The organism is Sulfitobacter sp. 1A13679 (assembly GCF_043557115.1).
Classification (GTDB): Bacteria; Pseudomonadota; Alphaproteobacteria; order Rhodobacterales; family Rhodobacteraceae; genus Sulfitobacter; species Sulfitobacter faviae.
This window is the reverse complement of sequence record NZ_JBIFFO010000002.1, coordinates 22,213-41,296: the sequence shown is the minus strand read 5'-3', so window position 1 is coordinate 41,296 and position 19,084 is coordinate 22,213. Positions and strand designations below refer to the sequence as shown.

21 protein-coding genes and 1 tRNA gene are annotated in these 19,084 nt (G+C 63.5%); 13 read left to right on the top strand and 9 right to left on the bottom strand.

Features of this window, described 5'->3' with window-relative positions; all coding sequences use genetic code 11:
* Positions 1-21 precede the first annotated feature (21 nt).
* Complete coding sequence (gene eno, locus ACGYLA_RS01825) at positions 22-1,299, top strand: phosphopyruvate hydratase (RefSeq protein WP_209217717.1); 1,278 nt, start codon at positions 22-24, stop codon at positions 1,297-1,299.
* Entirely contained in the window at positions 1,299-1,835 is a 537-nt protein-coding gene (locus tag ACGYLA_RS01820; RefSeq protein ID WP_394429835.1) for a GNAT family N-acetyltransferase, read from the top strand. Before eno ends, ACGYLA_RS01820 begins: the two co-directional genes overlap by 1 nt.
* A gap of 49 nt (positions 1,836-1,884) precedes the next feature.
* Here ACGYLA_RS01820 and ACGYLA_RS01815 read toward each other — a convergent pair whose 3' ends face one another.
* Both ACGYLA_RS01815 and ACGYLA_RS01810 read right to left on the bottom strand, forming a co-directional pair.
* Entirely contained in the window at positions 1,885-2,514 is a 630-nt protein-coding gene (locus ACGYLA_RS01815) for a hypothetical protein (protein WP_394429833.1), read from the bottom strand.
* Positions 2,515-2,747: 233 nt separating this feature from the next.
* Positions 2,748-3,875, bottom strand: coding sequence for an anhydro-N-acetylmuramic acid kinase (locus ACGYLA_RS01810; RefSeq protein ID WP_394429831.1), 1,128 nt, complete (start codon positions 3,873-3,875; stop codon positions 2,748-2,750).
* A gap of 66 nt (positions 3,876-3,941) precedes the next feature.
* Between ACGYLA_RS01810 and tyrS the strand changes: the two genes are divergently transcribed.
* From tyrS to ACGYLA_RS01795, 3 genes are all read left to right on the top strand, one after another.
* Positions 3,942-5,192, top strand: coding sequence for a tyrosine--tRNA ligase (gene tyrS / locus ACGYLA_RS01805; RefSeq protein WP_394429829.1), 1,251 nt, complete (start codon positions 3,942-3,944; stop codon positions 5,190-5,192).
* 134 nt (positions 5,193-5,326) lie between these two features.
* Positions 5,327-6,082, top strand: a complete 756-nt coding sequence (locus ACGYLA_RS01800) for a 3-hydroxyacyl-CoA dehydrogenase (RefSeq protein WP_394429827.1) — start codon at positions 5,327-5,329, stop codon at positions 6,080-6,082.
* A complete protein-coding gene (locus tag ACGYLA_RS01795) occupies positions 6,082-6,693 on the top strand; it encodes a hypothetical protein (protein ID WP_394429825.1) in 612 nt (203 codons plus the stop codon). Before ACGYLA_RS01800 ends, ACGYLA_RS01795 begins: the two co-directional genes overlap by 1 nt.
* On the opposite strand, the gene ACGYLA_RS01790 is transcribed toward ACGYLA_RS01795, so the two are convergent.
* The 3 genes from ACGYLA_RS01790 to ACGYLA_RS01780 form a co-directional block, all read right to left on the bottom strand.
* Positions 6,690-8,501 carry an ABC-F family ATP-binding cassette domain-containing protein gene (locus ACGYLA_RS01790; protein ID WP_394429823.1) on the bottom strand — a complete coding sequence of 604 codons (1,812 nt, stop codon included), beginning with the start codon at positions 8,499-8,501 and terminating at the stop codon, positions 6,690-6,692. The two genes, ACGYLA_RS01795 and ACGYLA_RS01790, sit on opposite strands and share 4 nt — an antisense overlap.
* A gap of 55 nt (positions 8,502-8,556) precedes the next feature.
* Entirely contained in the window at positions 8,557-9,276 is a 720-nt protein-coding gene (locus ACGYLA_RS01785) for a GNAT family N-acetyltransferase (RefSeq protein ID WP_394429821.1), read from the bottom strand.
* A 62-nt stretch (positions 9,277-9,338) separates the two neighbouring features.
* Positions 9,339-9,803, bottom strand: coding sequence for an outer membrane protein assembly factor BamE (locus tag ACGYLA_RS01780; RefSeq protein ID WP_394429819.1), 465 nt, complete (start codon positions 9,801-9,803; stop codon positions 9,339-9,341).
* 90 nt (positions 9,804-9,893) lie between these two features.
* Between ACGYLA_RS01780 and ACGYLA_RS01775 the strand changes: the two genes are divergently transcribed.
* The 8 genes from ACGYLA_RS01775 to ACGYLA_RS01740 all read left to right on the top strand — a co-directional run bounded on the left by ACGYLA_RS01775 (position 9,894) and on the right by ACGYLA_RS01740 (position 15,580).
* Entirely contained in the window at positions 9,894-10,445 is a 552-nt protein-coding gene (locus ACGYLA_RS01775) for a YceD family protein (RefSeq protein ID WP_394430241.1), read from the top strand.
* 200 nt (positions 10,446-10,645) lie between these two features.
* Complete coding sequence (gene rpmF / locus ACGYLA_RS01770; protein WP_067265873.1) at positions 10,646-10,852, top strand: 50S ribosomal protein L32; 207 nt, start codon at positions 10,646-10,648, stop codon at positions 10,850-10,852.
* 50 nt (positions 10,853-10,902) lie between these two features.
* Entirely contained in the window at positions 10,903-11,979 is a 1,077-nt protein-coding gene (plsX, locus tag ACGYLA_RS01765) for a phosphate acyltransferase PlsX (RefSeq protein WP_394429817.1), read from the top strand.
* Entirely contained in the window at positions 11,976-12,947 is a 972-nt protein-coding gene (locus ACGYLA_RS01760; RefSeq protein WP_394429815.1) for a beta-ketoacyl-ACP synthase III, read from the top strand. The genes plsX and ACGYLA_RS01760 overlap by 4 nt, the downstream gene beginning before the upstream one ends.
* Before the next feature lie 109 nt (positions 12,948-13,056).
* Positions 13,057-13,359, top strand: coding sequence for an integration host factor subunit alpha (ihfA, locus tag ACGYLA_RS01755; RefSeq protein WP_067265868.1), 303 nt, complete (start codon positions 13,057-13,059; stop codon positions 13,357-13,359).
* Positions 13,360-13,362: 3 nt separating this feature from the next.
* Positions 13,363-14,280 (top strand): MerR family transcriptional regulator, encoded by a 918-nt coding sequence (locus ACGYLA_RS01750; protein ID WP_394429813.1) that lies wholly within the window; start codon positions 13,363-13,365, stop codon positions 14,278-14,280.
* A 67-nt stretch (positions 14,281-14,347) separates the two neighbouring features.
* Positions 14,348-14,424, top strand: a tRNA-Pro gene (locus ACGYLA_RS01745).
* A 79-nt stretch (positions 14,425-14,503) separates the two neighbouring features.
* Positions 14,504-15,580: a 2'-deoxycytidine 5'-triphosphate deaminase gene (locus ACGYLA_RS01740; protein WP_394430239.1), complete on the top strand. Its 1,077-nt coding sequence runs from the start codon at positions 14,504-14,506 to the stop codon at positions 15,578-15,580.
* Positions 15,581-15,594: 14 nt separating this feature from the next.
* Here ACGYLA_RS01740 and scpB read toward each other — a convergent pair whose 3' ends face one another.
* Genes scpB through ACGYLA_RS01720 form a run of 4 tightly spaced genes read right to left on the bottom strand, consistent with a single transcriptional unit; the run spans position 15,595 to position 19,059 of the window.
* Positions 15,595-16,251, bottom strand: a complete 657-nt coding sequence (gene scpB, locus ACGYLA_RS01735; RefSeq protein WP_394429811.1) for an SMC-Scp complex subunit ScpB — start codon at positions 16,249-16,251, stop codon at positions 15,595-15,597.
* A 3-nt stretch (positions 16,252-16,254) separates the two neighbouring features.
* Positions 16,255-17,049 carry a segregation and condensation protein A gene (locus ACGYLA_RS01730; protein ID WP_394429809.1) on the bottom strand — a complete coding sequence of 265 codons (795 nt, stop codon included), beginning with the start codon at positions 17,047-17,049 and terminating at the stop codon, positions 16,255-16,257.
* Positions 17,042-18,049: a glycoside hydrolase family 3 N-terminal domain-containing protein gene (locus ACGYLA_RS01725; protein ID WP_394429807.1), complete on the bottom strand. Its 1,008-nt coding sequence runs from the start codon at positions 18,047-18,049 to the stop codon at positions 17,042-17,044. Before ACGYLA_RS01725 ends, ACGYLA_RS01730 begins: the two co-directional genes overlap by 8 nt.
* On the bottom strand, positions 18,049-19,059 hold the full coding sequence (locus ACGYLA_RS01720; RefSeq protein WP_394429805.1) for an SPOR domain-containing protein: 1,011 nt from the start codon (positions 19,057-19,059) through the stop codon (positions 18,049-18,051). The genes ACGYLA_RS01725 and ACGYLA_RS01720 overlap by 1 nt, the downstream gene beginning before the upstream one ends.
* Between the last annotated feature and the right edge of the window lie 25 nt (positions 19,060-19,084).

Sequence of the window (19,084 nt, the reverse complement as noted above, 5' to 3'; positions counted from 1 at the left end):
CCGAACATGAGGAAAATGCCCATGAGCACGATCATCGACATCCACGCCCGCGAAATCCTCGACAGCCGGGGCAACCCGACGGTTGAAGTCGACGTTATCCTCGAAGACGGCACCATGGGCCGCGCCGCTGTCCCCTCCGGTGCCTCGACCGGCGCCTATGAGGCGAACGAGCGGCGCGACGGCGACAAGTCGCGCTATCTGGGCAAAGGCGTGCTCGAAGCCTGCGCCGCCGTTAATGGCGAGATTGCCGAGGCGCTCGTGGGGGTCGAGGCGACGGAACAGGTCGAGATCGACGAGATGATGATCGAACTCGACGGGACCGAGAACAAATCCCGCCTCGGCGCCAATGCGATCTTGGGCGTGTCGATGGCCGCGGCCAAGGCGGCGGCGGACTACTGCGCGCAGCCGCTCTACCGCTACATCGGCGGCACCACCGCACGCGTTCTGCCAGTGCCGATGATGAACATCATCAACGGCGGCGAACATGCCGACAACCCGATCGACATTCAGGAATTCATGATCATGCCGGTCGCCGCGGAGAACATCCGCGAAGCCGTGCGCATGGGGGCCGAGGTGTTCCACACGCTGAAGAAAGAGCTTTCCGCCGCGGGCCTGTCGACCGGGATCGGCGACGAAGGCGGCTTTGCCCCCAACATCAACTCCTCGCGCGATGCGCTTGATTTCATTCTGAAGTCCATCGAAAAAGCGGGCTACAAACCGGGCGAAGACATGTATCTCGCCCTCGATTGCGCGGCCACGGAATACTACAAAGACGGCAAATATGTCCTCTCCGGCGAAGGCAAAACCCTGTCCAGCGCAGAGAACGCCGACTACCTCGCGGCGCTCGTGAACGACTACCCGATCATCTCCATCGAAGACGGCATGGCCGAAGACGATTGGGACGGTTGGAAAGCACTGACCGACCTCTTGGGCGGCAAGGTCCAACTGGTGGGCGATGACCTTTTCGTCACCAACCCTGCCCGTCTGAGCGATGGCATCCAGCGCGGCGCGGCGAACTCCATGCTGGTCAAGGTCAACCAGATCGGCACCCTGACCGAGACCCTCAAAGCGGTGGATATCGCGCATCGCGCGGGCTACACCAACGTCATGTCGCACCGCTCGGGCGAGACCGAAGACGCCACGATTGCCGACCTTGCAGTCGCCACCAACTGCGGCCAGATCAAGACCGGCTCGCTGGCGCGTTCCGACAGGCTGGCGAAGTACAACCAGTTGATCCGTATCGAAGAAATGCTGGGCGAGACCGCTCAATACGCGGGCCGCTCGATCCTGCGCGGCTGATGTCGGACCTCACCATCCGCCCTGTCACCACCGCTGCGGACCTCGCGGCGGTGGTGGACCTTTGCTGGGCCTATCGCGACTTCCTCTACCACTTCGGCCCGACCGAACAGCGGATCGTCGAGACTTTCTACCCCCAAGACAAATATAGCGCCCTGATGGCGCGCCTGCCCGAGGAACACGCCCGTCCGCGCGGCATCATTCTATTGGCCGAGCGGGGTGGCATCCCCCTGGGCTGCGGCATGTCCCATGCGCTGACCGAGACGGAGAGCGAGATCAAACGCGTCTTCGTCACCGATGCGGCCCGTGGCACGGGAGCGGGTCGGGCGATCTGTCAGCGCCTTGTCGATCAAGCGCGGGAGGACGGGTTCGCAAAGGTCTATCTCGACACCTCCGTGGGCTTCGCCCCTGCCCGCGCGCTTTATCGCTCGCTTGGGTTTGTTGAGCGCGGGCCCTATCAACCGATGCCGGATTTCACGCGGGATGCGATCTGTTTCTTTGAGATGCCGCTCAGGGACGTGGCTGCGCCAGCCGAATAACGCAAACGGGGCGGCCAGGTTGCCGCCCCGTTTTTCATTGTTGCGCGGTTTACCCGGCGAAGAGCTGTAGGAACTTCTGCTTCGAATACCCCAGCTTCAGCGCCCCACGCTCCGACAAGCGCGGCGCGATGCGCATGCGGATGATGTCCCGGTCGGTATCAAGGGCCGCGTTGAGGCGCAGCACCGCGTCGACCTTGCCGTTTGGCCCCGGGGCGACCTCTTCGATCATGCCTACCAAGACACTGTCTTTGCTCCAGACCGGCGCGCCGATGAGGGTCGCGATGTTGATCGGCCTTGGGGTGGTGGCACTGTTGTCGCCGCCGGTGATCGCCCGGCCTGCGGTCGCCGTGGGGGTGTTATCGGGGTCATCCGTCCCGCTGCCCCCGCCGACCGAGACGCCAGCCCCGGCCCCCAGACCGTCACCGCCGCCCACCGAAGCGCCGACGCCTGCGTTCACACCGTCGCCCCCGCCGACCGAAGCGCCAACTCCGGCCCCGATGCCATCACTGCCGCCAACCGAAGCACCGACACCGACATCCGCGCCGCCATGGTCGCCATGGCCCCCGACGCTGACCCCAACCCCGAGGCCGATTTCGGCCTGCGCTGTGGGTGCGAGCATGAGCGTCACTGCCGTAACGGCGAGGCTGTTTTTGAAAGCACCTGTGTGAAAGATTGTCATAGCGAATCTCCTTCTCTAAGCCGGTCGAATGCCTTCGACCCTTGGCCCCCACAGGGAGCCTACGCGGGAAGTCGCAACGATGTTTCAAGAAAATTGCGCTATAGGTGTATTTTTCGCAACTTTGTTAGCAAGGTGGCGTTCTTGCCGATATGACGGCATAGCGGCTGCACGTTGGGGCCTTAGAATCCTTCGCCGGCACCTTTCCGTCAAAGTTAGGCAACGCCCCGCTCACCTCACTCCCGGCTGACGGTGCCCCCGCCAACGGCGGCGCGGACGCCTGTCGTGCCGGGGCACGAGGTGGGCAGCCCGCGCGCCACGCGTACTGCCAGATAGGCAAAGGCCTGCGCCTCCAGCATGTCGCCATCAAGGCCGATCTCTTCCACCGGGGCGACGGGGCAATCGAGGCTGACATCCAGCATCCGCATCAGCACCGGGTTATGCCTGCCGCCGCCCGTCACATAGACGCGTTCGGGCGGGGCTGGGCAATGCTGCATCGCCTCGGCCACGCCAGCCGCGCACATGGCAGTGAGGGTCGCGCAGGCATCGGCATCGGAGAGCTCACCCACAAGGGCCACCATCTCGGCAAAATCATTCCGGTCGAGGGATTTGGGCGGCATGCGCGCGAAATAGGGCTCGGCCAGAAACAGCTCCAAGGCGCCCTGCTCGACCCTGCCCCGCGCGGCCAGCTTGCCGCCTTCGTCGTAGTCTTGGCCAAGGCGGGTCTGCATCAAATCATTGATCGGCGCATTGGCGGGGCCGGTGTCAAAGGCCAGCAACGCGCCGTCCTCCTCCGGGCGGGCCACGCGCGGGTCGACCCATGTGAGGTTGCCCACGCCGCCAAGGTTCAGGAAAGCCACCGGCCCTTTTTGCCCGGCGTAGCGCGCGCAGGCGTGGTGAAAGAAGGGGGCGAGCGGTGCGCCCTCGCCGCCCAGTTCAACATCGGCGCTGCGGAAATCCCAGACCACGGGCAGGCCAATCTCTCGCGCCAGCAGCGCCCCGTTGCCGACTTGCAGCGTGCCCTGCATGCGTGGGGCATGGGCGAGTGTTTGGCCGTGAAAACCGATGAGGTCGACCTCGGGCGCTTCTTTCAGCAGGTCGGCCAGAAGCGCCAGATGCGCGGCCTCCACCGCCTTGGCGGCCTCCTCAACCTCGGCCCCGTGCCACTTGCCGAAGCCCGCGGCGATCACGCGCCGCTCTTCGGCGGAATAGCTGCGATAGGCGCTGCGGCCAAAGCTGGCGATGCCCTGCCCATCGGTGCGCAAAATAGCGGCGTCCACCCCATCCAGAGAGGTGCCCGACATCATTCCCAAAGCCGTCACCACTTCGGTTCCGGCATCTTGCCTGTGCTTGGCCCTATTCATGGCCTTTTCCTTTGCCGCTCGCGCGCATATAGATTGCCCCGCAATACAGTTTTGAGGCAAGTCACCATGACATACCATCCCAAATCGGAGTTCATCCACACGATGATGCAGCGCGGCTTTCTGGCCGATTGCACCGATTATCAGGGGTTGGACGAAGCCCTGCTGAAAGGCGCGGCCCCGGCCTATGTGGGCTATGACGCCACGGCCAAATCGCTGCACGTGGGGCATCTGGTCAATATCATGATGCTGCGCTGGCTGCAGAAATGTGGCGGCAAGCCGATCACCCTGATGGGTGGCGGCACGACCAAGGTGGGCGATCCGTCCTTCCGCTCGGACGAGCGCCCGCTGCTGACGCCCGAGGCGATCGACGACAATATCGAAGGCATCCGTCAGGTCTTTGCCCAATACCTCGATTACGGCGAGGGCGAGAATGGCGCCTTGATGCTGAACAACGCGGAATGGCTCGATGGGTTGAACTACCTCGACTTCCTGCGCGACATCGGGCGGCATTTCTCGATTAACCGGATGCTGAGCTTTGAGAGCGTGAAGTCCCGTTTGGACCGCGAGCAGTCGCTGTCTTTCCTTGAGTTCAACTACATGATTCTCCAAGCCTATGACTTCATGGAGCTGCACCGCCGCTATGGCTGCATTCTCCAGATGGGCGGGTCGGATCAATGGGGCAATATCGTCAACGGCATCGACCTGACCCGCCGGGTGATCGACGGGGAGGTTTACGGCCTGACGTCACCGCTCTTGACCACCAGCGACGGCAAGAAGATGGGCAAATCGGCGGGCGGTGCGGTCTGGCTCAATGGCGATATGCTGAGCCCTTATGAGTTCTGGCAGTTCTGGCGCAATTGCACCGATGCCGATGTGGGCCGTTTCCTCAAGCTCTACACCGAGCTGCCGGTCAATGAATGCGACCGTCTGGGCGCGCTGGCGGGGTCCGAGATCAACGAGGCGAAGGTGCGTCTGGCCAATGAGGTCACCGGTCTCCTCCACGGGGAAGAGGCCGCCCGCAACGCCGAAGCCACCGCGCGTGAAGTCTTTGAAAAAGGCGGTGTGGGCGATGACCTGCCCACCCTGACCCTGTCGGCGGCGGATGTGGGCGATGGGGTTTCCATCGTGCAATTGCTGGTGAAATCGGGCCTTGCCGGCTCTGGCAAAGAAGCCAAGCGCCTGATCGCCGAGAACGGCGCACGGATCGACGACAAACCGCTGACCGATGCGGGCATGATGCTGGATGCGGGCGCGCTGTCCTCCCCGGTCAAACTCAGCGCGGGCAAGAAGCGCCACGCGCTGGTGCAGGTCGGCTAATCTCTCACGGGGCGGGCTTCGGTCTGCCCCGTATTCCCTGCTCCCACAGCCCTCCTCCCGCCGCAACGGCATCCCTTGCATGGGGTGAGACTTCGTGCTGAACTGAACAAGTGTTCATATCGGGGGGAGCCATCATGAAACTAGACAGTACAGCCGCCATCATCACCGGGGGCGCCTCGGGGCTTGGCGAAGCCACGGCGCGCTATTTTGCGTCGCAGGGCGCGCAGGTCACCCTGTTGGACCGTGACGCCACCCGGGGCGAAGCCATCGCGAAAGAGATCGGCGGCCACTATGTCTTGACCGATGTAACGGATGAGACCTCGGTGCAGGAAGCGGTGGACTATGCCCAAGAAAAGATGGGCTGGATCACCGCGGCGGTGAATTGCGCGGGCATCGCACTTGGGATCAAAACCACGGGCCGCGATGGGCCGCATCCGCTCGACGCCTTTCAACGCACCATCGACATCAACCTCGTCGGCAGCTTTAACGTGGCGCGGCTGGCGGCGGTGGCTATGGCCAAGAACACCCCCGAAGACGACGGCGCGCGCGGGGTGATCATTAACACCGCTTCCATCGCTGCCTTCGACGGGCAAAAGGGCCAAGCCGCCTATGCCGCCTCCAAGGGTGGGATTGCGGGCATGACCCTGCCGATGGCGCGGGATCTGGCCAAGGAAGGGATTCGCGTGATGACCATCGCGCCGGGCATCTTCAAAACGCCGATGCTGGCCGGGCTGCCGGAAGAGGTGCAGGCCGAATTGGCCAAGGATGTGCCCAACCCGCCGCGCCTTGGCGATCCGTCTGAATACGGGCGGCTGGCCGGGTTCATCGTCGAAATGGGCTATCTTAATGGTGAGGTCATCCGCCTCGACGGCGCGCTCAGGATGCGCTGATGCCGCTGCAAAATCGCGTTCAACCGGATGGGGAGATCATCGCCCACCCGGCGCGGGGCAGCTTCATGGGCAACCGTGGCATCCTGCATGACGAATACGGCCTGCACCCCAAACGCCGTTGGGCGCATCAGAATTGGGTTTGTTGTCGGCTCAGCTTCAAGGGACGCCGCCGCAAGCTGATGGCGCCCCGCCATTATACCGAGCTGTTCTTTCTTGATGAGGCCGTGGCCTCTGCCGCCGGTCACCGCCCTTGCGCGGAATGCCGAGCCGCGGATTATCGACGGTTTCGCGCGTGTTGCGACCTCCCCGGTCCCGCCGCGGATCTGGACCGTCAGTTGCACGCCGAACGCGCAGTGCCGCGCGTTTTTCGTCAGCGCCGCCATGGGGATGTAGAAGCGCAGGACCTGCCCGACGGCAGTTTCGTCTTGGATCACGACGGACAGAGCGGCGTGCTTCTCGGCGATGCCCTTCACCCCTATGCGCCGGAGGGCTACGGGGCCGCGCAGCGACGCCCGCAGGGCCGCGTTACCCTGCTCACCCCGCCAAGCATCGTCGCGGCATTCCGCAACGGCTACGGCCCGCAGATCGCCTTGGCAGAAGCGCGGGGTTAACCCTGCGCCTTTTCCTCCAGCGCCATCCACTCTTCTTCGGCGTTCGAGAGTTTTTCATGCCGCTGCACCAGCGCATCGGTGGCTTTCTGAAACTTCACCGGCTCACGGGTGAAAAGCTCCGCATCGCTGAGCAGTTCCTCAAGCTTGCCGATCTCGGCCTCCAACCGCTCGATTTCAGCGGGCAAAGCTTCGAGCCGGTGTTTTTCGGTAAAGCTGAGACCGCTGGCAGATTGCTTTTTCTCCGCTTTCGGCTCGGGTTTGCTCGACTTGGGCTTTACCACGCTTTGGGCGAAATCATCCTGCCCGCGCTGTGCCAGATAATCGGACCAGCCGCCCGCATAGACCGTGGCGCGGCCATCGCCTTCCATCGCGATGGTGGTCGCCGCCACCCGATCGAGGAAGTCACGGTCGTGGCTGACCAGCAGCACCGTGCCGTCATAGGTGCCCAAGAGTTCCTGCATGAGGTCGAGCGTCTCAACGTCGAGATCGTTCGTCGGCTCGTCGAGCACCAAAAGGTTCGAGGAGCGCGCCATGATCTTGGCCAAGAGCAGCCGCGCCTTTTCGCCGCCCGAAAGCGAGCGGACCGGCGCGCGGGCCTGTGCCTCGTCAAAAAGGAATTCCTTGAGGTAGCCGACCACATGTTTCGGCTGACCCCGTACCAGCACCTGATCGGCCTTGCCTGAGACGCGCATTTCAGGATCGCCGGTCAGGCTGTCCCAAAGGGTCATGTCGCCGTCAAGCTGTGCGCGCGCCTGATCGAACAGCGCGAGTTCCAGATTGGTGCCCAGTTTGATCTCGCCCGCGTCGGGCTCTTCTTTGCCGATCAGCATGTTCAACAACGTGGTCTTGCCCACGCCGTTTGGCCCCACCAGCGCAATCCGGTCGCCGCGCTGCACGGTGATCGAAAAGTCGCGCAGGATCTGTTTGTCACCGAACTTCTTGGCGATGCCGCTCGCTTCGATCACCTTGCGGCCCGACTTCGGCCCAGCCTCCAGCGCCATGGCCGCCGTGCCTTGCCGTTTGATCTGCGCCGAGCGTTCGGCGCGCAACTCTTGAAGCGCGCGCACCCGGCCCTGATTGCGTTTGCGCCGGGCCGAGATCCCCTCGACCGCCCAACGCGCCTCAGCCTTGATCTTGCGGTTCAGCTTGTGGCGCTGCATGTCCTCTTCTTCCCAGACCTGATCGCGCCATGCCTCGAACCCTTCAAAGCCGATGTCCTGACGGCGCACGGTGCCGCGATCGACCCAGAGGGTCGCGCGGGTCAGCTCGCGCAGGAAGGCGCGGTCGTGGCTGATGATGACAAAGGCAGTGCGGGTGCCCTTTAGCTCGGATTCGAGCCATGCGATGGCTTCGATGTCGAGGTGGTTGGTCGGCTCGTCCAGTAGCATCAGTTCCGGCTCTTCGGCCATCAGCCGCGCCAGTGCCGCGCGGCGACGCTCCCCGCCCGAAGCGGTGGCCACAGGGCGCGCCGGGTCAAACTTCAGCCCCTCGCCTGCCCGTTCCACCTTATACATCTCACCCGGATCGAGCCCATGGGCGGCAAAGTCGCCAAGCGTCTCGAAGCCCGAGAGGTCAGGCTCCTGCTCCATATAGCCGACCGAGACGCCGGGCCCGGCCACAACCGCCCCGCTGTCGGGCTCTACCAGCCCGGCCATGACCTTCATCAGCGTCGATTTGCCCGAGCCGTTGCGGCCCACCAGGGCCAACCGATCGCCGGTCTGCACCACGAGGGAGAGGTCTTCGAAAACAGGATCGCCGCCAAAGGTCAGCGAAATGTCGGTGAGTTGTAAAAGGGGTGCGCGTGCCATGCCTGCCAGCTATCTTTCGGCGCGGGCAAGGTCAATGTCCAAAGGCGGCGGGGGCTCAGGCCAACGCCCGCAAAAGCCGCGCGCGGTTGGGCGGGATCGCGGCGATCTCCAGCCCGGTGAAGACATGCAGCGTGCCCATTTGCCGGTCGATCACGGCGTGGTCGCTCACCCAGCCGCCCATCGCCAGATAGCTGCGCAACAGCGGCGGGATTTGCTGGCGCGCACGCCGGGGATCGGGGCTGTGGCGGTCGCGGGCATAGGGGTGGACCTCAGCCGCCCTGATGCGAGGGCGCCACTCCGCGGGGGCAAGATGCTGCTGTTTCAACAGGGCAAAGGCGTCGCGGTAGCGGGTCGGATCGATGCCCGTGAAAGAGGAACAGCCAAACAAAAGCGCCGCCCTACTGTCATCGACTTCCCGGGCCAATTGCCCCCAAGCGAGGCGCTGAATGTCGGGGTCTTGCCATTCTGGGTGGATGCAAAAGCGGCCCAGTTCCAGCATGGCGCCTTTCATGCGCTCCAGACGGATCAGATCGTAAAACTGTGCGGCATAGCTCTGGGCCAGTTCCGCGCCCTGAAACCGGGTCAGGCGAAAGCAGCAGACCAATGTGCCGCTGTCGCGATCCTCGATCAGAAAATGCCGTGCTGCCGCGTCGAATGCATCACGGTCGGCGGTCCCGGTCTGAAAACACTGCGCCCGCAGCGCCTGCGCCCGGGTGATGTCCCCGGGCGTGAGGGCTTCGCGCGTCAGATATTGGCCCGGGGGCGCTTGGGTCATCTGCGAGGTCGCCTTCGCTTATCCGCGGCCCTGCCCCGCTGCCGGGGCATGGCAAGGGGAACTTAGCTGCCGAAGGCCGACGGGCTGAAGCGGCCGAGGTTGCCCAGAAGCTGGCGCAGGAAGGTGTTGTCGGCCACAGGCGATGTCGTCACGCGGCGCGACAGCGGCACAACCTGCCCGCGTTCAAGCCCGAAGCGTTCGACATTCGACACCACGCCAGCCTCGTTGAAGCTGACGGTCACCACCTCACGCTCGATCTCTTTCGGGGCCATGAAGCCAAGAGCGCGTTTGCGCATCTTAACGTAATAGTAACTATCATCGCTCAAAACACCCGAAACCGTGGGCACACCGATCTTCTGCGCGACGCTTTCTTTGGTATCGCTGCCCACAACGACCTGCTGAAGCTGGTCTTGCGGCGGCACATAGCCGTGGTTTTCATACTGTGGGCTACAGGCGGTCAGAAGCAGTGCAAGGCCCATACCCGCGATCCGGAGGTGCGTCTTGCCGGTCTGTTTGGTTTTGCGCATTTGGTCTGCCCTCTTGCCCTGACGGATTATGGCTTTTATTTCGCATACACCAAGGCACCCCAAGTGTACAAGAAACGAAAGTCGGATCTCATGTCGCGCAAATCACCTACGCCAACCGCTCTTCGGGTCGCGGACCTGTCCCAGACGGAGCCAAACGCGTTCGCGCTGCGCCCTGAGGCGGAAGCGCTCAAGCAGATCGCCGAGGAACTCGATCTCTCGGCCCTGCGCAAACTTAGCTTTTCGGGCAGCATCAAACCGCTCGGCAAACAGGACTGGCAGCTGGACGGGAAACTGGGCGCGACCGTGGTGCAGCCCTGCGTCGTCACGCTTGAGCCAGTGACCACGCGGATCGACGCCGATATTACCCGCCGCTTCATCCATGATTTCGAACTCCCCGAAGAAGAGGAGGTCGAAATGCCTGAGGACGATACGGCAGAGCCTTTGGGTCAATGGATCGACCCCGCGCAGGTCATGATCGAGGCGCTGGCGCTGGAAGTGCCGGAATATCCCCGCAAGGGCGATGCGGAACTGGGCCAGATGGTCCATGCCGAACCGGGAAAAAAGCCGATGACCGACGAAGACGCGCGGCCCTTCGCGGGCTTGGGCGCGCTGCGCGATGCGCTGAAGAAAGACGAAACCTAAGGAAACAAGCGGAAAACCGCGGAAATTCGCGCTTGCATCGCGCCGGTTTCGCGTTATTTTGCCGCCCTCACCCGAATTAAGGTTGGACATTGCGCGGCTGCGGCCCTAAAGCGTCGTCACGCCCGAAACGGGGTCCGAATTGAAACACGGTTGCGGCCTGCTTTGCCAAGTCAGCAACCCCGAAGGCAAAGGCACCAGACATGGCTGTCCAACAGAATAAAGTATCCAAATCCCGCCGCAACAACCGCCGCGCCCACGATTCGCTCTCTGCGGCGAACCCGAACGAATGTTCGAACTGCGGTGAGCTGAAGCGCCCCCACCACATCTGCGCGGCTTGCGGTCACTATGACGACGCCGAAGTTGTCGCCCTGACCGAAGAAGTGGACCTGGAAGACGACGCAGCATAAGCTGCGCTAGTTTTTAAGGTTTTCTCTTAGGCAGTGAGGCATTCGCACTGATGACGGCCCAGCCCGATCACCCCAACGCGAAAGCCGGACACACCCTGATCTCGGTCGACGCGATGGGGGGTGACGAAGGCCCGGCAGCAGTTGTTGCCGGGTGTGCGCTTTCTGCGAAAGCAAATCCCGATATCGGTTTTATCCTGCATGGTCCCCGTGATCAGTTGGAGCCTTTGATCGCCAAACGTGGTGAGTTGTCGGGCCGTTGCGAGATACGTCACGCCACGGATGTCGTCACGATGGACGACAAGCCCAGCCAAGTCGTGCGCACCGGCAAAGACAGTTCCATGTGGTCTGCCATCGAATCCGTGCGCAGCGGAGAGGCGGCTGTGGCTGTCTCTTGCGGCAATACCGGCGCGCTGATGGCGATGTCGATGATACGGCTGCGCAAATTGCCGGGCGTGAACCGCCCTGCGATTGCCGTGCTCTACCCCTCTTCCAACCCGCAAGGGTTCAACGTGATGCTCGACGTGGGCGCCGATGTGCGCGCCGACGCCGATGATCTGTTGCGTTTCGCGCTGATGGGCACCTCCTACGCCCGCAACGGTATGGATTTGCAGCGCCCCCGCGTGGGGCTGCTGAATGTCGGCACCGAAGAGCATAAGGGCCGCACCGAACTCAAAGAAGCCTATGATTTGATTCGCGCCCAAGGCGATGCCACCGGGTTTGAATTCGTCGGTTTCGTTGAGGGCGGCGATATCTCGGGCAACCGCGCCGATGTCATCGTGACCGATGGGTTCACCGGCAATGTCGCGATCAAGACCGGCGAAGGCACGGCCAGCATGATCGGCGACCGGCTGCGCGAAGCGTTCAAATACTCACCCCTGTCGCGGCTCGCCTCGCTGCTGGCCTATACCTCGCTGCGCCGTCTCAGCAAAAAGATCGATCCGCGCCGCGTGAACGGCGGCGTCTTTCTGGGCCTGAACGGCACGGTGGTGAAATCGCACGGCTCCGCCGATGCGACCGGCATCTCCGCTGCGATCAAACTCGCCGCGCAGTTGTCGCAGAATAAATTCAATGACAAGCTAGCCGCTCGCGTCGCCGCGACGCTGCCAGCTGAGGAGTCCGTCAAATGAGCCTGCGCGCCGTTGTCACTGGTTGTGGCCACTACCTGCCCGCCCGTGTCGTGGAAAATGCCGAATTTGAAGCGACCCTCGACACGAATGACGAATGGATCCGCTCGCGCTCGGGCATCGAACGCCGCCACTTCGCCGCTGAAGGTGAAACGACCTCTTCCATGGCCAGCGCCGCCGCGCGCAAGGCGCTCGAAGACGCAGGGCGCGATGTCTCCGATGTCGACGCGATCGTCGTGGCCACCTCCACCCCCGACCTGACCTTCCCGTCGGCCGCGACCATGGTGCAGGCCGAATTGGGCATGACCAATGGTTTTGCCTTTGACGTGCAGGCGGTTTGCGCGGGTTTTGTCTATGCGCTGGCGAACGCCAATGCGCTTATCGTTTCCGGTCAGGCGCGCAATGTGCTAGTGATCGGGGCCGAGACTTTCAGCCGCATCATGGACTGGACCGACCGGTCGACCTGTGTGCTTTTCGGCGACGGCGCGGGCGCGCTGCTGCTCGAGGCGCAAGAAGGGCAAGGCACGCCCGAGGATCGTGGGATCCTCGCGACCGACCTGAATTCCGACGGGCGCTACCGCGAGTTGCTCTACGTCGATGGTGGCGTCAGCACCGGCACGACAGGCTATCTGCGTATGCAGGGCAATCAGGTGTTCCGCCACGCGGTCGAAAAGCTGGCCGCCACGGCCAATACCGCCATGGAGCGTGCCGGCGTCAGCGCCGAAGACGTCGATTGGATCGTGCCGCATCAGGCCAATATCCGCATCATCCAAGGCACCGCGAAGAAATTGAACCTGCCGATGGAGCGCGTTGTCGTGACCGTGCAGGACCACGGCAACACCTCTGCCGCCTCGATCCCGCTGGCGCTGTCGGTGGGCCGTGAGCGCGGCCAGATCAACAAGGGCGATCTGATCGTCACCGAAGCCATTGGCGGCGGTCTGGCTTGGGGCTCTGTTGTCCTGCGCTGGTAAGTCCCTGAGCTAACGCGGAAAATTTCTGCCGAATCGTGCTCGATCCGGGCATTGATGTTGACTCTAAAAATCTGAGCAGCATATGCTATTGGAAAGCATGGGGGATATAATGCCGAACAAGACATTGACGCGCATGGATTTAAGCGAAGCTGTATTTCGTGAGGTCGGTCTTTCTCGCAATGAGAGTGCTCAGCTGGTCGAAGCCGTGCTTGAGCATATGTCCGACGCTCTGGTCGACGGGGAACAGGTCAAGATTTCCTCTTTCGGCACTTTTTCGGTACGCGACAAGACCGCGCGTGTGGGCCGCAATCCGAAAACCGGCGAAGAGGTTCCGATCAACCCGCGCCGGGTGCTGACCTTCCGCCCCTCGCATTTGATGAAAGACCGGGTTGCCGAAGGCAACAAGTCCTGACCCATGGTCAAATCGCCGGACGCTTTTCGCACCATCTCCGAAGTCGCTGACTGGCTCGGTATCCAAGCCCATGTTCTGCGGTTTTGGGAGAGTAAGTTTACCCAAGTGAAACCCATCAAACGGGCGGGCGGGCGGCGCTATTACCGTCCCGCCGATATGCTGCTGCTTGGCGGAATCAAGAAGTTGCTGCATGACGATGGGCTGACCATCAAAGGCGTTCAGAAGATCTTGCGTGAGGAAGGGATGACCCATGTCTCCTCCCTCTCCGCCCCGCTTGATGAGTTGGATTTCGTGGAACCGCGCCCTGCACCGAAGCCGGACATTATCCGCCCAGAGACCGGTGTGGTTCTGAACTTCGGCGCAAAGACGGAAGCGTGCGGGGATGAGGTGAGCGCTGAGACGGTAGACACGCGGCAGGAGAACACGGCGGAGGTAGAAGAGCCTGCCCCTGCCGTAGCACAACGCCCCTCGCCCATGCCGCCCGCCGACGATCATCCACGCGCCACGCCCGATCCGCTGGCCCCCTCTGACAGCAGCACGCCCGATGCGCCGCAACTCCCTGCGTCCGAATTGGAGCCCGAAGAGGAACCCGCGCCGGAACCTACACCAGAGACCGGCCTGCCCGAGTTCCTCAAGCGCCCGCTGGCGGCTGAGCCGGAGGAGACCGTTGAGGTTTCGCCAGCCCCCGCCGAAGCCGAGGCGGAAGACCCCGCAGACGACACGCCAAAACCCGCGATCATTGACCTGCCCGATTTCACTCCGGAAGCCGATTTCCCGGCCCGTCCGGGGCTGCTCAGCGTGGGGGCGCGTGTCCATCGCCTGCCCCGTGACGTGCAACCGCAAGTCGCCGGTCTGTTGTTGGATTTGGCTGAATTGCGCGCGCGCATGGCCGCAGAAGCCGGCGCGGAAACAAATTTCTAATCCCGATGAAAAGATTGGCAATTCCCTCTTGCACCCCCTGCGAGATCGGTTATGAAGCCCACGTAGTCGGGCTATGGCGCAGCCTGGTAGCGCGTCCGTCTGGGGGACGGAAGGTCGCAGGTTCGAGTCCTGCTAGCCCGACCAACCGACTACAACAAAACGCCCGCGCCGGTAACGCGCGGGCGTTTGTCATTTAAGAAGGCCGCGCCCGATGCCCAATGCGATGAACGGGGTGCTCCCCAACCAGCAGATTGCAGCGATGATCGAAAGCGGCGCCATTGCCGCCGATCCCGCGGTCACCTCTGCCCAGATCCAGCCCGCCAGTCTTGACCTCCGCCTCGGCAGCGTCGCCTATCGCGTCCGCGCGTCTTTCCTTGCCGGGCATGAGGCCAAGGTCTCGGATCGTTTGGCGGAGTTCGAGATGCACCGCGTCGACCTCAGCGAAGGGGCCGTGCTGGAAAAGGGTTGCGTCTATGTGGTGCCGCTGATGGAGCAGTTGGCGCTGCCCGAGGGTGTCTCTGCCGTGGCGAATGCCAAAAGCTCCACCGGGCGGCTGGACCTGCTGACCCGCACCATCACCGATGGTGGCACCGAATTCGACCGCATTGCGCCGGGCTACACTGGCCCGCTCTACGCCGAGATCTGCCCGCGCTCTTTCTCGGTGCTGGTGCGGCCCGGGATGCGGCTCAATCAGATTCGTTTCGGCAGCGGGGATGCGACCCTCGACGACGACGCGCTGCGCGCGCTGCACGATAAGACACCGCTCGTTGACGGGACCGCCGTGATCGATGAGGGCTTGGGCTTCTCCGTCGATCTACGGCTGCCCGGCACCAGCCTCGTCGGTTACCGCGCGAAGCCGCATGCCGGGGTGATCGACCTCGACAAGATTGGCCATTACGATCCCGCCGCCTATTGGGAAGAGGTGCATAGCACTAACGGTCAAATCATCCTCGACCCCGGCGCCTTCTATATCCTCGTCAGCCGCGAAGCGGTGACGATCCCGCCTGCCTATGCCGCTGAAATGGCACCCTATTTGGCGATGGTCGGAGAGTTCCGCGTGCATTACGCGGGCTTCTTCGATCCGGGCTTTGGCCATGCCGAGGCAGGCGGCGCAGGCTCACGCGGGGTGCTGGAGGTGCGCTGTCACGAGGCGCCCTTCGTGCTGGAGCATGGGCAAGTCGTGGGCCGTTTGGTCTATGAGCATATGGCGCAGATCCCCAGCCAGCTTTACGGCGCCGACATCGCGTCGAACTACCAAGGTCAGGGACTGAAACTGTCGAAGCATTTCCGCTCCGCGTAAAGACGCGGCGCCGGTCAATCCTCGAACAGCTCGCTCTGCCCTTCGGTCGCTTCCGGCTCGTCCTCGCCATCGCTGACGGTGGGCAGCAGACCGGCGGGCGGACGATTCTCCAACAACCCGGCAGAGCGCAGCTCTTTCAGCCCCGGCAGGTCCCGCGCGCTTTCCAAACCGAAGTGATCCAGAAACTCCTGCGTGACGACAAAGGTCACCGGACGGCCCGGAGTCATCTTGCGGCGGCCAAAGCGGATCCACTCCATCTCAAGCAACTGGTCCACCGTGCCGCGCGACACGGATACGCCGCGAATCTCTTCGATCTCGGCGCGGGTGACGGGCTGGTGATAAGCGATGATCGCCAAAGTCTCGATGGCGGCGCGGCTGAGCTTGCGGGTCTCGACCGTCTCCTTATGCATCAGGAAACCAAGGTCCGGCGCGGTGCGAAAGGCGTAGGCATCGCCCACTTTCATCACCTGCACGCCGCGCCCCTGATACCGGTGCCGCAGGAAGGCCATCGCCTCGCCCACGTCTGAGCCGCGCGGCAAACGCTCTTCGAGTTCGCGCAGGGTGATCGGCTCGGAACTGGCGAAAAGCACGGCTTCGATCATACGCTCCTGCTCGGCGAGCGAGGGCGCGTCGAACAGTTTCTTTTCTTTGGTTTCAATCTCTTCCGACACGCATCAATCCTTCTTGCGCAGTTGGATGGGGGCGAAAATCTCTTTCTGCCGGATCTCCATATGCCCCTCTTTGACCAGTTGCAAAGAAGCGGCAAAGGTCGCCGCCGTGGCCGAGCGGCGGCGTTCTGGGTCGCTTTCCCAGCCCTCGGGCAGGTAGCTGTTCAGATCGCTCCAATCGCCCGCGTAGCCGATCAGACCGCGCATGCGGTCCAGGGCCTCTTCCATGGTGAAGACCTTGTCGCGGTCCATCACGAAGGGGCGGAAATCTTCACGCGTGCGGGTGCGGGCATAGCCTTGCATGAGGTCCAGAAGGGTCGCCGTATAGGTGACCTTCTTGACCTGCGTGACCTCCTGGGTCTGGCCGCGGGCAAAGAAGTCGCGCCCCAGTTGGTCGCGCGCCATCAGCCGCGCCGCTACGTCGCGCATGGCCTGAAGGCGTTCCAGCTGAAAGGCCAGATGCGCGGCCATTTCCTCGCCCGAGGGGCCTTCTTCGCTGGGGTCCGGCGGCAGCAGCAGACGCGACTTCAGGAAAGCCAACCACGCCGCCATGACGAGGTAATCCGCCGCCAGTTCCAGCCGCAACTCCTTGGCCCGTTCGACAAAGGCCAGATACTGCCGCGCCAGTTGCAGCACCGAGATCTTGCGTAGATCGACCTTTTGCGTGCGGCTCAGCGACAGCAGCAGATCAAGCGGCCCTTCATACCCTTCGACATCAATGATGAAGGTTTCGGCGGCCAGCCGGTCGGCCACGGTGCTGCCAGCCCTGCCCCGGTCTTCCTGAAATGTCGTCTCAGCCATGCAATGTCCCGCCCAGAAGCGTCTCAAGCTGGGCGCTGAGGGCGTCGATGTCAACGTCATCGGGGGTTTGCCGCGCATCCATCGCGCGCAGGGCGCGGGTCTGGGCGGCGGGGGTCATCTCACCCGCGGCTTCGGCCACGGCGCGGCGGTCTTCGAGCGGGCCATTGCAGAAAAGTGCCACGTCACAGCCCGCCGCGATGGCGGCGCGGGTGCTTTCCGCCGGGGTCATTTGCAGCGCTTTCATCGAAATGTCGTCGGTCATCACGAGGTTGTCGAAGCCGATCTCTTCGCGGATCAGCCGCATCACCTCGGGCGACAGGGTCGCCGGGGCATTGTCCAGCGCGTCATAGACCAGATGTGCGGTCATCCCCATCGGCAGGTCGCGCAGGCTGCGGAAGGTGGCGAAATCGACCGCCTCCAGATCGATCCGGCGGGCCGCAACCCGGGGCAGATCGTGGTGGCTGTCAAGCGTCGCGCGGCCATGGCCGGGCATGTGCTTCATCACCGGCAAGACCCCTCCGGCCAGCAGCGCATCCGCCACGGCGCGGCCAATCTCGGCCACCTGCCCCGGCGTTTCCCCGTAACAGCGGTTGCGCAGAAAACGGTGGGTGTCCGGCCCGGCCACATCGATCAGTGGGGCGCAGTTACTGTCGATCCCGACACTGTGCAGCTCATGGGCAATGATCCGGTACATCAAGTAGAAGGCTTGGCGCCCTTGATCGCCGGCGCGGGCGGCGAGGTCCATCGGCGGCATCCAATCGCGCCAGTGGGGCGCGCGCATGCGCTGCACGCGGCCGCCCTCTTGGTCGATGGTGATGACGGCCTCATGCCCCGCCGCCTCGCGCATCTCTTCGCAGAGCGCGCGCAGCTGGTCGGGGCTGTCGATGTTGCGGGCGAAGAGGATAAAGCCAAAGGGCCGCACGTCCCGAAAGAACGCCTTTTCCTCGACGCTGAGCCGATGGCCCGTCGCGTCGAGGATCGTGGCCCCGAAGGGGCGCATCAGCGCATCACCACCGGGATGCAATCCGCGTTTTCGGCCACGAGGGCTGAGCAGAAGCGGCGCGCATCGGCGATGTCGTTAAAACCCATGGCACGCAGGCGGTAGAAGACCCGTCCGCCGCTGGTGGCCTTTTGCACGACGCGGCTCTTGCCTTCGAGATAGGCACCGAAACGGCCCTGCAAACGGTCCCATTGTTCGCGCGCGACCTCGGGGCTGTCAAAGGCGCCAAGCTGGGCCATGCGGGTGCCGGCGGGCAGCGAAGCGGGATCGACTTCTTGGGTGGCCGCGGCCACTGGATTAGGTTGCACGGCGGCGGGTGTCACAACGGCACCGCCCGCCGGACGGCGGCGCGGACGCAGGGAGTTGCGCACGCCCGGCGCGTTCAGCACGGCCTTGACCACCTTGGGCTGCACGGAGGTATCGGCCAGCGCCATCGCCACCGCGGCATCGACAGGATCGCCAGCGGCGGCCTCCTCACCGGTGAGCGGTGCCACGCCATTGGTCAGCTGCGCCACGAGGTCTTGCACATTGCCCGAGCGGATCGCTTCGGAGGCGTCGATCAGATCACCGTCATTCTCACGCGCCACGGCTGGCGTCCCGTTACCTTGTGTCAAAGCGGCAACCATTGCCGCTTTGACGGGCTGGTCTTCGTCTTGCAATTCGATCTGGCGCGGCGCGAGGCGCAGCTCATCCGCCGGGCGCCCGGCGCTGCCTTCGGCGGCGACGACATTGACCGAAAGCCCCTGATGACGGGCCAATTCGCCGCCCGGCTCTTCGGGGCGCACGCGCATCTCACCTTCGATCGCGCGGACCACCGGGATGCCGGTCACGTCACGCACAAGCAGTTTGTATCCCCATACACCGATGCCCGCCACCAGCGCCAAGGACACCACGGCGCCCGCGATATTGGTGAGCGTTGTCAGGGTCTTGGGCGCGCTGCCCACTGCGTAGCTATGCGCGGAATCGGGCGCATAGCCCGCCGTCGTCGGGGAAGACGTGAAATCTGCCATCTCTGCCTCTTTGCCCGGCGTGATA